The 11,658-nt window shown below is 38.0% G+C and carries 16 protein-coding genes; 3 read left to right on the top strand and 13 right to left on the bottom strand.

Features of this window, described 5'->3' with window-relative positions; all coding sequences use genetic code 11:
- Positions 1 to 84: 84 nt before the first annotated feature.
- The 8 genes from ACHRVL_RS17690 to ACHRVL_RS17725 all read right to left on the bottom strand — a co-directional run bounded on the left by ACHRVL_RS17690 (position 85) and on the right by ACHRVL_RS17725 (position 5,558).
- The gene (locus tag ACHRVL_RS17690; protein ID WP_073411066.1) at positions 85 to 516 is read right to left on the bottom strand and encodes a BRO family protein; all 432 of its coding nucleotides are present in this window, start codon (positions 514 to 516) and stop codon (positions 85 to 87) included.
- A gap of 36 nt (positions 517 to 552) precedes the next feature.
- A complete protein-coding gene (locus ACHRVL_RS17695) occupies positions 553 to 858 on the bottom strand; it encodes a phosphoribosylpyrophosphate synthetase (RefSeq protein WP_073411065.1) in 306 nt (101 codons plus the stop codon).
- 23 nt (positions 859 to 881) lie between these two features.
- Positions 882 to 2,606 carry a ubiquinone-dependent pyruvate dehydrogenase gene (poxB, locus tag ACHRVL_RS17700; protein WP_395414778.1) on the bottom strand — a complete coding sequence of 575 codons (1,725 nt, stop codon included), beginning with the start codon at positions 2,604 to 2,606 and terminating at the stop codon, positions 882 to 884.
- Positions 2,607 to 2,749: 143 nt separating this feature from the next.
- Positions 2,750 to 2,830, bottom strand: a complete 81-nt coding sequence (locus tag ACHRVL_RS17705) for a hypothetical protein (RefSeq protein WP_394363895.1) — start codon at positions 2,828 to 2,830, stop codon at positions 2,750 to 2,752.
- Complete coding sequence (locus ACHRVL_RS17710) at positions 2,817 to 3,059, bottom strand: YceI family protein (RefSeq protein WP_395414779.1); 243 nt, start codon at positions 3,057 to 3,059, stop codon at positions 2,817 to 2,819. Before ACHRVL_RS17710 ends, ACHRVL_RS17705 begins: the two co-directional genes overlap by 14 nt.
- A 166-nt stretch (positions 3,060 to 3,225) precedes the next feature.
- Positions 3,226 to 3,699: a Dps family protein gene (locus ACHRVL_RS17715; protein WP_073411062.1), complete on the bottom strand. Its 474-nt coding sequence runs from the start codon at positions 3,697 to 3,699 to the stop codon at positions 3,226 to 3,228.
- A gap of 40 nt (positions 3,700 to 3,739) precedes the next feature.
- A complete protein-coding gene (locus tag ACHRVL_RS17720) occupies positions 3,740 to 4,519 on the bottom strand; it encodes an SDR family NAD(P)-dependent oxidoreductase (RefSeq protein WP_073411060.1) in 780 nt (259 codons plus the stop codon).
- 124 nt (positions 4,520 to 4,643) lie between these two features.
- Positions 4,644 to 5,558 (bottom strand): AEC family transporter, encoded by a 915-nt coding sequence (locus tag ACHRVL_RS17725; RefSeq protein ID WP_073411058.1) that lies wholly within the window; start codon positions 5,556 to 5,558, stop codon positions 4,644 to 4,646.
- A gap of 118 nt (positions 5,559 to 5,676) precedes the next feature.
- Here ACHRVL_RS17725 and ACHRVL_RS17730 point away from each other — a divergent pair, with 118 nt between their 5' ends.
- Positions 5,677 to 6,189: an FUSC family protein gene (locus ACHRVL_RS17730; RefSeq protein WP_073411057.1), complete on the top strand. Its 513-nt coding sequence runs from the start codon at positions 5,677 to 5,679 to the stop codon at positions 6,187 to 6,189.
- 35 nt (positions 6,190 to 6,224) lie between these two features.
- A complete protein-coding gene (locus tag ACHRVL_RS17735) occupies positions 6,225 to 7,070 on the top strand; it encodes an AraC family transcriptional regulator (RefSeq protein WP_073411055.1) in 846 nt (281 codons plus the stop codon).
- A 1,081-nt stretch (positions 7,071 to 8,151) separates the two neighbouring features.
- Here the strand turns inward: ACHRVL_RS17735 and ACHRVL_RS17740 are convergent.
- Positions 8,152 to 8,484 (bottom strand): hypothetical protein, encoded by a 333-nt coding sequence (locus tag ACHRVL_RS17740; protein ID WP_073411052.1) that lies wholly within the window; start codon positions 8,482 to 8,484, stop codon positions 8,152 to 8,154.
- Positions 8,485 to 8,602: 118 nt separating this feature from the next.
- Here ACHRVL_RS17740 and ACHRVL_RS17745 point away from each other — a divergent pair, with 118 nt between their 5' ends.
- Positions 8,603 to 9,085: a response regulator gene (locus ACHRVL_RS17745; protein ID WP_073411051.1), complete on the top strand. Its 483-nt coding sequence runs from the start codon at positions 8,603 to 8,605 to the stop codon at positions 9,083 to 9,085.
- Here the strand turns inward: ACHRVL_RS17745 and ACHRVL_RS17750 are convergent.
- The 4 genes from ACHRVL_RS17750 to ACHRVL_RS17765 all read right to left on the bottom strand — a co-directional run bounded on the left by ACHRVL_RS17750 (position 9,068) and on the right by ACHRVL_RS17765 (position 11,642).
- Positions 9,068 to 9,550 (bottom strand): GNAT family N-acetyltransferase, encoded by a 483-nt coding sequence (locus tag ACHRVL_RS17750; RefSeq protein ID WP_073411049.1) that lies wholly within the window; start codon positions 9,548 to 9,550, stop codon positions 9,068 to 9,070. The two genes, ACHRVL_RS17745 and ACHRVL_RS17750, sit on opposite strands and share 18 nt — an antisense overlap.
- 249 nt (positions 9,551 to 9,799) lie before the next feature.
- Positions 9,800 to 10,261 carry a MarR family winged helix-turn-helix transcriptional regulator gene (locus ACHRVL_RS17755; RefSeq protein ID WP_073411048.1) on the bottom strand — a complete coding sequence of 154 codons (462 nt, stop codon included), beginning with the start codon at positions 10,259 to 10,261 and terminating at the stop codon, positions 9,800 to 9,802.
- The gene (locus ACHRVL_RS17760; protein WP_395414812.1) at positions 10,258 to 10,719 is read right to left on the bottom strand and encodes an EVE domain-containing protein; all 462 of its coding nucleotides are present in this window, start codon (positions 10,717 to 10,719) and stop codon (positions 10,258 to 10,260) included. The genes ACHRVL_RS17755 and ACHRVL_RS17760 overlap by 4 nt, the downstream gene beginning before the upstream one ends.
- Before the next feature lie 32 nt (positions 10,720 to 10,751).
- Positions 10,752 to 11,642, bottom strand: coding sequence for an SDR family oxidoreductase (locus ACHRVL_RS17765; protein WP_083558728.1), 891 nt, complete (start codon positions 11,640 to 11,642; stop codon positions 10,752 to 10,754).
- Between the last annotated feature and the right edge of the window lie 16 nt (positions 11,643 to 11,658).

Below are 11,658 nucleotides of genomic sequence, written 5' to 3' on the forward strand. Positions count from 1 at the left end.
CATTTGGGCAGGCTAATTTTTGATACTAAACTTCTGCAGTAGGTCGTTCCGATTAATTCTATTCTTATCTTGATGAAAATCGGCTTATTTTTTTTTAGCTAACCTTTCCTCCTCTCTAATTTTATCAATTCTTAGTTTTTGTTCAACAAGCTCGGCGCGGCGGGTTTGGACGGCAAAATAATTTTGCGCAAAAGCAATTTCCTCTTTTTTACTGTCGCCATTTTGCGCAATTAAGTAACAGGCGTAACGGGTTAGCGCTATATCATCTACCAGTTTTTCGGTTCCGGTATTTTTTTTGCCGGTCCTTTTCTGTAATGCCGGAAAATGGTTTTCAACAGACTCGCCGGCATTTTTACAGGCATCTTCTGCTTTTTTAATCACTCTTTTGAAACTATCCCAATTATTGTAGCCAAACAACTTTTGCAGGCGTCTGGCACTCCAACATTCTACACCTTCAATTTCAGTTGCCTCAGCTTCAAATTCATCAAAAAAATGTTTTATTTCCTCGGTTCTCATCTGTTTTAATTTATATGTTTTATTATGATATTAAATTTAATATCCATGCTTTGTAAGCTTTTTTGCCAATTGAGGTGTCATGTTTTCTGCATATACGCCATAAGCATCAATTAAAATACCTTTTTCTCCGTTATTTGAAGCTATTGCATAAATTACACTGCTGTCATCTGGATTGGTTTCTCCCTCAAAGCGGTAAGATTCATCTACATTAAAATGTTCTGGATGCAACTGCAAATCTGAGGCCGCACAATTTAACGTCCCGGATTGAATTTCAAAATCCTCAGTATAGCCTCTTTTTCTTAAATCGGCAATAGCATCAATAAGGTTTCCATAATTTTTCATAGTGTTTCAATCAAATAAACTATTTATCTATTTAAAAAGTTTGAGTCGAGGGTTTGCCAAACTTCTCCGCCTTCGCCATTCAATATTTGTTTTAGCATATACACCCCAAAACCCCTGGCCTGGGAAAGTTCTACTTTAGGCGGCATGGAAAGTTCGGTTGGATTTACTAGGGCATTGATTACCACTGGACCGTTATAGGCCAGGGCCTTTTCAATCGCGGGTGCTACTTCTTCGGGCGTTTCTACCCTGATGCCTACTATTCCCATCACTTCTGCCATCAAAGCAAAATCTGGATTGTCCAAATCAGTTCCAAAAGGAGGCAATCCGGCAACTTTCATTTCCATCGCCACAAACCCCAGCGATGAATTATTAAATACCACTATTTTGACCGGTAGATTGTACTGGCGTATGGTGAGGATCTCCCCCATCAGCATGGCAAAACCACCATCGCCGCAAAGGGCAATTACCTGCCTTTCTGGAAATTCCAATTGCGCGCCAATAGCCTGGGGCATGGCATTGGCCATAGAGCCATGGGAGAATGATCCAATCAATCTTCTACCTTCGGTCATTTTTAAATATCTGGCCGCCCAAACGGTAGGCGTACCCACATCGACAGTAAATATGGCATTTTGTGCGACCTTTTCGTTAATTACCTTAGTCAAGTACTCGGGATGAATGATAGTACCGCCCGATTTTTCCATTGCGTCAGCATCTAAGATGGCCCTGCTTTTTTGGTATCTCGCTATGCATCTTTCTAAAAATGAACTGTCCCGTTTTTGCTCGATTAATGGCAGCAGGGCTTTAATGGTTTGGGCAACATCTCCCACCAAGCCAAGATCTATCCGGCATCTTCGTCCCAATCGTTCAGGACGAATATCTACTTGTATAATGGCTGATTTTGATGGATACCAATCTTTGTATGGAAAATCTGTCCCAAGCATGATCAGCAGATCGCTTTCTTCCATGGCATGATAGCCAGATGCAAAGCCAATAAGGCCAGTCATGCCTACATCATAAGGATTTTCGTATTCCACATGTTCTTTTCCACGGAGGGCATGGACCATTGGCGAATGTATTTTTTTAGCGAGGGCGATTAGCTCGCCATGAGCTCCGGCACATCCGCTGCCGCATAGCAATGTTATTTTGTCCGCTTTATAAATGCTGTCTGCCAATTTATCCAAACCTTCATCGGATGGCCTGACCAAAGGCATATCTGCCAGAAAATATGGCAATGGAGTATCTTCTATTTCCTCCATGGCAACATCGCCCGATAGGCCAATAACCGCTACGCCCCTCATTCCGATAGCATGCTGCATGGCAATATGTGGCACTCTGGGTACCTGGTTTAGGGAAAAAATCATTTCACAATAATGGCTGCACTCTCTAAAAAGCAACTCAGGATGCGTTTCTTGAAAATATCCAGTACCGATTTCACTGCTCGGAATATGGGCCGCAATTGCCAGCACAGGTGCCGAACTCCTATGGCAATCGTAAAGCCCGTTGATGAGGTGCAGGTTTCCCGGGCCACAACTACCAGCACAAACAGCCAGCTTACCTGTTAACTGGGCTTCTGCACCTGCCGCAAAGGCCGCTGCTTCTTCATGCCGGTAATGGATCCATTCTATATTACTGTTGCGCCTTATTTCGTCAACAATGCCGTTCAGCGAATCGCCAACTACACCATGTACACGTTTTACACCTGCTTCTACAAGAATGCTTACTAATTTTGCTGCAATTGTTACTTTCATATTGTTGTAATTTCATTATTCGGCCAAACTTTTGTCCTAATAAATTTGTTTTTTTCTAAAAAGAAATGTCTATGCCACCTGTTTCTAACATCTCTGTTAATCCCTCCAAATTCAACACCAAGGCTAACTTATTTACTGATACCTTAATGGCAAGCTGCCCTTTCAAAAGATAGGTTTCTAGTAAATGAAGTGCTTTCAAAGGTAAGTTGCTTATAGTTTTCCACATCGAAGAAATCGGCACTTTTTAAATGGGGTGTCCCGTTGTTGGTTATTGGTAAAAATGGAATCGGCATCGATGTTTGCAGTAATTTTTGATGTTTTAAAATCTTCGCCTTCCATCTTTCCGCTAAATGTATGAAACTCGCCTTTTACATTGCTGATCATCATGTGCTTTACTTTGAATGTGATTTCGCTTTGGGCTGGATCTATAACCCAAATTATTTTATTAGCCATAATTCGTTTATTTTTTAAAACTAAAATAAATAATATTAGGTAAAAAAAATGATAAAATAGCTATTAAAGAAAGTATGAATCGGTAATTAAGTTATCTGCCCGAACTCATATCTTTCTAGATCTAAATGCATGTAGCTTTTATACCAAACAATATTCGTGAATTTTATTATTTCAGATGAGCTCTCAGCATCCACGCCATTTTTTCATGAGTCTCAATGAAACCCGTAACGTAATCGCTGGTACCCGCATCTTTGTATTTATCATCAATAGCATGTATGCTGCCTCTGATAAATTCTGCAATACTATCATGATCTGCCAAAAGATCCCTGATAAACCCCTGACTGCTGTTTTCTCTTTCACTGTATTCAGTAAGATGGGTAAGCTTCAGAAACTCTTTCAGGGTTGCAGGAGCATAATGCCCTATGGTGCGGATACGTTCAGCTACGCCATCCATCAAATCTGCCAGCTGCTGGTATTGGCTTTCAAAGAAAAGGTGCATGGAGTGAAAGTCAGGGCCTTCTACATTCCAATGGGCATTTCTTGTTTTGGTGTACAGTACAAATTCATCTGCCAATAGTTTGGATAAAATTTCAGACACAGCCAATCTGTTTTCATCTTTGATTCCGATTTTGGTTTCCATTTTTTTATTTTTAAATTGATTATTCTTCTTTCTGCGAATTTTACATGGTCATTCCGCCATCCACTGCAATGGCCTGCCCGGTGATATGCGGAGCCGAGGCGATGAACAAAACAGCATCTGCTATGTCTTCCGCACTTTGATCTGTACCTTGCGGTATCAATGATTTTTTATTTCGCTCCCATGATTGGGCTTCGGTTTCACCGGGTTGTTTCCAGCGATCTGCTATACCTCCTTCCCCTCGCCACATTCCTGTGCCGATAATGCCCGGGCAAATTGCGTTTACGGTTATGCCTGTTTCTGCCACTTCTTTGGCAATACTGTTCGTAAAGCCGATTACGGCAAATTTTGAAGCAACATAATGTGAAAGGTGGGCCATTCCTATCTTGCCTGCTATGGAAGCTGTATTGATTATAGCTCCGCTTTTTTGGGGCTTCATTGCTTCCAGGACGGCCTTGGTACAAATAAATACACCTTTTGCATTGACAGAAAGAACCCTGTCCCATTCCTGCCCATCTATTTCTTCTATACTGCCAATACCCACTACTCCTGCATTGTTTACGGCTATATCTAAAGTTCCGAAAGTAGCCACAGTTTTTCCTACAGCATCTTTTACAGACTGGTAATCCGTTACATCGACAGCCAAAGCCAGTGCTTTACTGCCGAGCGATTGAATTTCTTCAGCTAAGGAATCTACATATTCTTTTTTAACATCTACCAATGCAATATTTGCTCCTTTTTTTGCAAATGCCAATGCAATAGCTTTCCCTATTCCTCCGCCGGCGCCTGTTATAAACACTGTCTTATCCGTAAATTTTTCCATTTTATTTAAGTTATTAAAGTTATTTTTTATATAGTAAAATTACGTCAAATCCTTGGAAGCTAACTTGTATAATTATGCTAAAAAGATGTATAAAAAATTTAAATTCCACATATGTAAAAGCAATTTAAAAGATAAATAGCTCTATAACAATATTCCAAAATGCGGTGGTGATAAATCCGGCGAGAATGCTGATGCCGATAATAAGGTTGATCAGTCTGGAATTTAGCCTGAACTGCTCAGCGATTATGCTAGAGGTTATCAAGGTAGGCATTGCAGCTTCGAATATGCTTATACGTGCCATATCACCTTTAATACCTATAACTAATGCCGCAATTAAGACCAGTGCCGGAGCAATCATCAGCTTATAAAGCATTGCCATTGAAATTTGAGAAAACTGCTGTTTCCATCCCTTGAATTTAAGTTGCAAGCCGACGGAAAACAGTGCCAACGGACCCACTGTGGCCGCAAGTTTTTCGAAGAAAGGCTCTGCTATGCCCAAATCCATTACTCGGGAGAGCACAATTGCGCTAACGCAACCTATAAATGGCGGAAAGGCAAGCAGTCTTTTTACCAAAACCGAAGCTTTGATGCCTTCTGTATCTGTGCGGTTTCCTTTAATGGCACATATAATTCCGGCAGTAGATAAAAGAACGAACATCACCTGGTCGCAAATGATTGCAATGCTTAAATCCTTCTCGCCAAAATACGCCATAATGAGGGGAAAGCCGATAAAAGAGGTATTGCTGTACGCACTTGCCAGCTCCAGCGTGCTGCGGGAACGCTGGCCGTAATTTCTATAACGGGCGTACAGCTTAACAAAGCACCAGCTTCCTGCCCAAACAATTATAGGGGAAATAGCAGGGAACAGCATCTCGCCGCTCCATTCAATCTTGGGAATATATTTAAAAGATACCGCGGGCAGTGCAAGATATAAGATCCATGTGTTTATTCCTTTGTGTGCATCTAGAGGAATCAGCCTGGCGTATCGAAAAATCATTCCCGCAGTTATACAAAAAGCTATCATTACAAAATTGACCATTATTGCTGACTTGTTATTGTTAGGCACAAAATTACTATAGATACGCCCCGCATTTCTTGTATAAAGACAACATTGGTTTGTATATTTGCAGTAGCTTAATATTAATTTAGATCAAGCTATGAAATCAAATATTTTTAAAGATTATCCCGATGCAGGTATTGTTCTTAAAGCCACGTTACTCACAACCGTAATTTTTATTTCCTGTTTTTTGGGCCTAGGAATCAACAGGATGCTGCAGCTTTCTGATGACTATCTTAGCGGTATCTGGTGTGCGGTATCGGCAATTGTCGTATTTGATGACCTGCCCAAAAATGCCAGAAGCCTAATGAAAGACAGGCTATTGGGTACATTTGTAGGCGCTTTGTTGACCACCATTATCATTTATTTTACCCATAATCTTTTTTTGTCGCTCGGTATCTCTGTATTCTTTACGTGCATTCTTATTTCAGTTTTCAAATGGACAGGCGCCTTAAAGATCGGCTGCATAACAGTGATCATAGTGGGGCTAAGTACTCACGGCAAAACATTTGATATAGTTTGGCAATCGGGGCTGATGCGTTTTTTAGAATCCATCGCCGGAGGTGCCGTATCCCTTGTAGCCACCATCGTTATTGAAAAGATAAAAAAGTAAGTACCGGGCACAATTAAAAATCACTTCTAAAAAACATGACTAGACTGAAGCAATTTAACGCTCTGGAAATTCTGGACTTTGAGGAAACTGACTTTCACCTGACATCGCACGGCCAGACTTACTACGAACTTGTATATATCTATTCCGGCAAGGGGCTGCACGAGATAAACCGCAATCCGCTCCCCTATACAACTGGAGACTTATTCGTTATTTCACCAGAAGACGAGCATAATTTTATAATGGAGGAAAGAACCCGGATAATATGCATCAAGTTTACAGATGATTATTTTAGCAGTAAAGACCATTGGAAGCTGCAGGACTATATGACCAGCAACCCTGAAAGCATCATGAACAATAAAATCCTAAAGGAAATAAAACTGGATTTTGTTCCAGAGATTAGAACGATATTACGGCAAACGATAGGCAACATATCGCTTTATAATTGCATACAACCCGTTTCTACTTCTCCGATAGTTTTTTATCAGATACTATCCATTTTTGGCATCATAAAGGAAACAATGATCAATATGTCTCTCAACGGCAAAGATCATTTACCCGAAAAGGAACAGCTGATATCTTACATCCATCAGCATATCTATAATCCGGATAAGATCAAAATAAAATGTATCTCCCTTCATTTTAATATTGCTGCTACTTATTTTAGTGCTTATTTCAAACGAAATTTTGAAATGGGGTATAGGGAATATGTAAACCGGTACAGAATATCGCTCATCGATAAAAGATTAGCATCGGGGCAATTTACATTAAAGCAGATTGCCAGTGAATTTGGATTCAATGATGAAAGCCATTTTTCACATTTCTATAAGAATAATGTGGGCGTAAGCCCATCATCCTATGCACCTTTAAAGATAAATGATTAAGTTTTTTTTGACAAATGCCCACCTATTGTATAATTTCCCACCTGCTTTAGCCAATAGCAACAACATCCCTACCCTGCAATAAGCCTTCATAAGTCCGACCGGACCATGGAAGTTATCGAAATAGCCTAAAATAGCTGTTCTAATTAAGCTATGTTCTTTTCTTTCGGTCGCCATATGAAAAGAAAGGAAGTTTGCTGGAACAACAAAAGGGATATCGAACATCCCACGAAAAAATGTCGCAATCTGTTTGGCAAAATGTAAAGAGTGGAATTTGTGAAACGGTACATCTTGGCAAAGTGATTGTACATAATTGAAAGCAAAAATGCGTTTCCGGCCTCAGGAAGGAATTGCATTTTTTCCACCCGATTTTGGTTATCGGGCGACTTTTTGGAGATGGGGAGCAAAGTCTTTCAGATTCTAAAAAAATGACTATACTGTATCATGCCGTTACAAAACAAGCTCCATAACAAACTACCACCCATTTGTACCAATGATGGATTGAGATACACCCCTGTTTTATAATGCTTCAGCTAAACTATAACTTGGCATATCGTCCGATTTTGCTAGGACTGTTTGAGCAGTTCGCCATATTTATAAGTAACAAATAGCAGGCTTGCCAACTTTTCGTACTTTTCAGGATACTCTTGCTTTATCTTCCGGTAGTGGATATCGCTTATCATTTACATTTAAGCTTCAGTAGCCCGTCTTATTTTAGCCGATTATTCAAAAATCATTAGTATCTCCCCTTTAGCATATCGAAAGCGGATGATTATATAATTTTTCGAGATCATGAAACCTGAGATTTCTAATGGAATTTATCAGTTTAAGTTGTGCTTAAAGAGAATATTCAATACTTGCTTATATCTTAGTGTTCTGAAGTTACACATTTTTTTCGATAGATCTCCAATCAACTTGGAAAACTGCAAATGCGCGTTTCCCAATCCGTTATTTTCATCCCCTGCAATAGTTGATGTATTACGGCTTCGCCGCCTGTTTGCGATATATTTCCAATACCCCTTAGCTATGGATGCCAATTTGATCGTCCTTCACAAATGTTGCCATACAGCCTGCTATATTCAATTTATCGGGTTCTTTCTAGGAACCCTTTTTTGTTCCATGACATTACATCTTCAATTATTTCCCCGGATTCTTCGCGTGATGAAGGTATAAAAAGGAAAGAATAGATTATGTGCGTAATTTTTCTAGCCTCAATCTTGAAATCCTCAATACGGTCATAAAAGCCAGCTGAAATAAAATGGTCGTTTTTTGGCAGGGTACGGTATGAAGCTATGCAAATAAGATTGCTGCCATCGAGAAGGTCAAGTTCAGAATACCTGAATTCCCAACAGGCGTATAATTTTTCAATTCCCTTAATTTTTGAATTTGTCCGTATATATTCATCGCCATATGTCATGATTTCAAATTGTCAGTTGGTTTGTCTGACAGAAAATTAATTATAAGAATCAACAAAATTGTTATCAAAAGCACATATTAGGACAATCTTAACTACATTTGCCAAAACACCGCCCCCAATGGACACAAACTTAAAAAATGTTGTTTTGGTAGATGACGACCAAGATGACAGGGAATTCTTCGCGGATGCGATAGCGAGCCTCGATATTCCCTTTACGCTTCATTCTTACAAAAATGCGCTGGAAGTGGTTTCTGAAATACAATCAGGAAGCTTCAATGTTCCCTACATAATGTTTCTTGATATCAACATGCCCGGAATGTCTGGCTTCGAGCTTCTTGAAATGATCAGAAATATGGAACAGTTCAGGTCCGTTCCGGTGATAGCGATCTATTCTACGTCTTCTGACAATGAAGACATAAATAAAAGCATAAAGCTGGGCGCTAATGGCTACATAACAAAACCGACAAGTTTTCAGAACCTGCAGTCGGTAATTGTCGATGTTACCATTGACAACATCAAAAACCGGGCGCACAACAGCAAAAAAGCTAATTTTGACCAAAAGAATTTTATAATACTTCAAAACTCATATATCGAGCCTTAATTTAGGTCCTTTTTTATTAAATCCATTACTTTCATAAAATAAAATAGTTCTAGGCCAATTTTTTTCTGTTGGAGCTCCAACTTCTAGTTTCTTCCATTTCTTTTCTGTACAAAATTGCTTAACTTGTTCTATTAGAACATTTCCTAAACCTTTAGATCGATATTCTGGAACAACATAAAATTCTGTAATTGTCCCAAATTCACCTAAATTATAAATAGCATATGATGATACCACAGTAATCACACCTATCGGAGTTGATAAATCTCCTTTATCATAGGCTAAAAATGCATTAAAAACATTTTCGTTCTCTAATGATTTTTCAGCCATTTCCCTATACTGCTCATTATCAAATTCAAACTTCTGCTCTAGAGTCAGATTCAATTCCTTAAGCAATGAAATTATCAAACCAGCCACTTTATTTGCATCTGAAAAAGCTGCTTTCTGAATTAAAAATTTATTTTCCATATCCGAAAATTTTAAATTTATTTTATGTTTTTGGGTTCTGTCGCATCTGTCAGAATCAAATATAAGAGTTTAAGTAATTTAAAGATTACCTTGCCAATTTACAGAATGATTTAAACATAGAAATCCCTGATCTAATCATCTGATTGGATAAGCATACCACTCAGATTAAGCTATTTGGTGATGAGGATTATGCTAGTGCATTACAAATTTACACCCCTGAAAACAAACTCCTTGTTTGTGGTAGTCTTTTTACTCGGTCTTATTTCTGTCAATAAGTTTTACCATATTAATATTGAACAAAGAAAGTTTTTCATCTAACGTAGAAAAGAAATCAAGGTCAGCATTTTCCACTTCAATGATTGCTTTTTGCAAAACCGTTTCTCCTGTATTTGTTAGTCGAATGGCTTTTGCTCTTGTATCAGTTTCATGTTCTTGTCGCGTTATGAAACCTTTTTCTTCTAACGTTCGTAATACTTTTGATACCATCATTCTATCGGCATTACTTTGGTTGGCAATGTCAACTTGTGTCACAGAGTTGTTGTTTTTTGAAAGCCAGCCTAAAGCTGTTAACAATACAAATTGTGTCTGCGTTAAATCTAGTGGATCTAAAACCCTTTTTTGTTTACGCTGCCAAAGCATTGTGACTTGTCCTAGTAAGTAGCCAGGACTATCATTTGGGCTTTTAAATTGGAATTCAATTTCTTTAGTCATATTCTTAGCATTTGAGATGAAATTAAGTCAAAGTCGTGTTTATTAATTTCAAAGAAACCAAAACGAAATGGATAACCCCAACTTTTTTTATTTTGAATAAAATATAAATCGTCAATTAAAGGAATAATAGAAGTGTCTTTACTTTGTGAAAATTCGACGTTCCGTCTTGAGGGGCAAAAGTCCTCCGAGACTTGAAACGGGTATATTTCATCATCCAATACCTTTCCTAATGCTGTAAATTCTTGGCATTTCTCAGGTTTGCCTAAAGTTTGCTTTCCAGAATAAAAGACAACAAAGTCTCCTTTTTTCATTCTTTTTAATGGATCGGCTTTGCCATGACAGCTTTGGGCGATTCCTTCAATAATTCCTGTTTTAACGTGGTCTTTCGATGCTACGCTTACCCAATATTTTATTTCTCTATCAATCCTTATTGGCAGGGTTAGTTTGTTTCCAAAAATATAATGATTTAACCATCTAAATCTTTAATAGCTTATTTATAAGTTGCTTTTAAATACTCAGACAACGAAATTGTTTTTCTTCCTAAAAGTATTTCTAAATCATTCGACTGTTGGTCAAATTCCCCATTGGCTATGGCTAAACTGAATGTGCTTAATATTTTGATAATATGATTAGGTAAACCAAATTTATTCATTTCAGTTTCAAATTCAGTTATTTCTGGGGAAATATACTCAATAGGTTCTTTCATAATCTCAGAGATTTTTTTAGCTATTTCTGAAAAGGTAATTTGTTCACTTCCATTGAACTCCAATATTTTATTCGCATAGGCTGAAGGATTCAAAAGAATATTTACTTCTGCTTCGGCTAAATCTTTTTTAGGTACAAAAGAGGTTAGTCCATTTGCCGTGGGTAAATAAATAGTTTTGACTTTTAATAACTGACTCTTATCTCCAATCATCATTTCGATAACTTCAGCATATAAATTATGTCTGAATATTGTATAAGTAATTCCTGATGCTTTAATGAAATTTTCAGTTTGTATATGAGAATCCATAAGAGTTGCCAACGGGGATGAAACACTTTCATCTTTTCTTACCCCACTGGTATATAAAATGTGCTTAATACCTGCTTTTTGTGCCATATCAACCACGTTTTCATGAAGCTTTGATCGCTCATTATCGTCTCCTCCCGAAACGAAGTATAATATATCAATACCTTTAAATGCTTTCTCCAAGCTTTCTAAATTAGCATAATCTCCAATTTTTATATCAATGCCATCATTCTTATATTGTTTTGCCAATTCATGTTTTTCATCTCTTACCAAAACAGCTAGATTTTCAACTTCTGTTTTCTCTTTTAAAAGGTTGATAACTTTACTCCCTAAGTCACCGGTGGCTCCTGTAATTAATATTTTATTTTTCATCTGTTTGAATCTGTTA

Source organism: Flavobacterium sp. FlaQc-28 (genome assembly GCF_044007415.1).
Taxonomy (GTDB): Bacteria; Bacteroidota; Bacteroidia; order Flavobacteriales; family Flavobacteriaceae; genus Flavobacterium.

Coding starts and splice junctions, on each gene's coding strand:
- ACHRVL_RS17690 (WP_073411066.1), bottom strand. CDS start 516: ATGAGAACCGAGGAAATAAAACATTTTTTTGATGAATTTGAAGCTGAG.
- ACHRVL_RS17695 (WP_073411065.1), bottom strand. CDS start 858: ATGAAAAATTATGGAAACCTTATTGATGCTATTGCCGATTTAAGAAAA.
- poxB (WP_395414778.1), bottom strand. CDS start 2,606: ATGAAAGTAACAATTGCAGCAAAATTAGTAAGCATTCTTGTAGAAGCA.
- ACHRVL_RS17710 (WP_395414779.1), bottom strand. CDS start 3,059: ATGGCTAATAAAATAATTTGGGTTATAGATCCAGCCCAAAGCGAAATC.
- ACHRVL_RS17715 (WP_073411062.1), bottom strand. CDS start 3,699: ATGGAAACCAAAATCGGAATCAAAGATGAAAACAGATTGGCTGTGTCT.
- ACHRVL_RS17720 (WP_073411060.1), bottom strand. CDS start 4,519: ATGGAAAAATTTACGGATAAGACAGTGTTTATAACAGGCGCCGGCGGA.
- ACHRVL_RS17725 (WP_073411058.1), bottom strand. CDS start 5,558: ATGGTCAATTTTGTAATGATAGCTTTTTGTATAACTGCGGGAATGATT.
- ACHRVL_RS17730 (WP_073411057.1), top strand. CDS start 5,677: ATGAAATCAAATATTTTTAAAGATTATCCCGATGCAGGTATTGTTCTT.
- ACHRVL_RS17735 (WP_073411055.1), top strand. CDS start 6,225: ATGACTAGACTGAAGCAATTTAACGCTCTGGAAATTCTGGACTTTGAG.
- ACHRVL_RS17740 (WP_073411052.1), bottom strand. CDS start 8,484: ATGACATATGGCGATGAATATATACGGACAAATTCAAAAATTAAGGGA.
- ACHRVL_RS17745 (WP_073411051.1), top strand. CDS start 8,603: ATGGACACAAACTTAAAAAATGTTGTTTTGGTAGATGACGACCAAGAT.
- ACHRVL_RS17750 (WP_073411049.1), bottom strand. CDS start 9,550: ATGGAAAATAAATTTTTAATTCAGAAAGCAGCTTTTTCAGATGCAAAT.
- ACHRVL_RS17755 (WP_073411048.1), bottom strand. CDS start 10,261: ATGACTAAAGAAATTGAATTCCAATTTAAAAGCCCAAATGATAGTCCT.
- ACHRVL_RS17765 (WP_083558728.1), bottom strand. CDS start 11,642: ATGAAAAATAAAATATTAATTACAGGAGCCACCGGTGACTTAGGGAGT.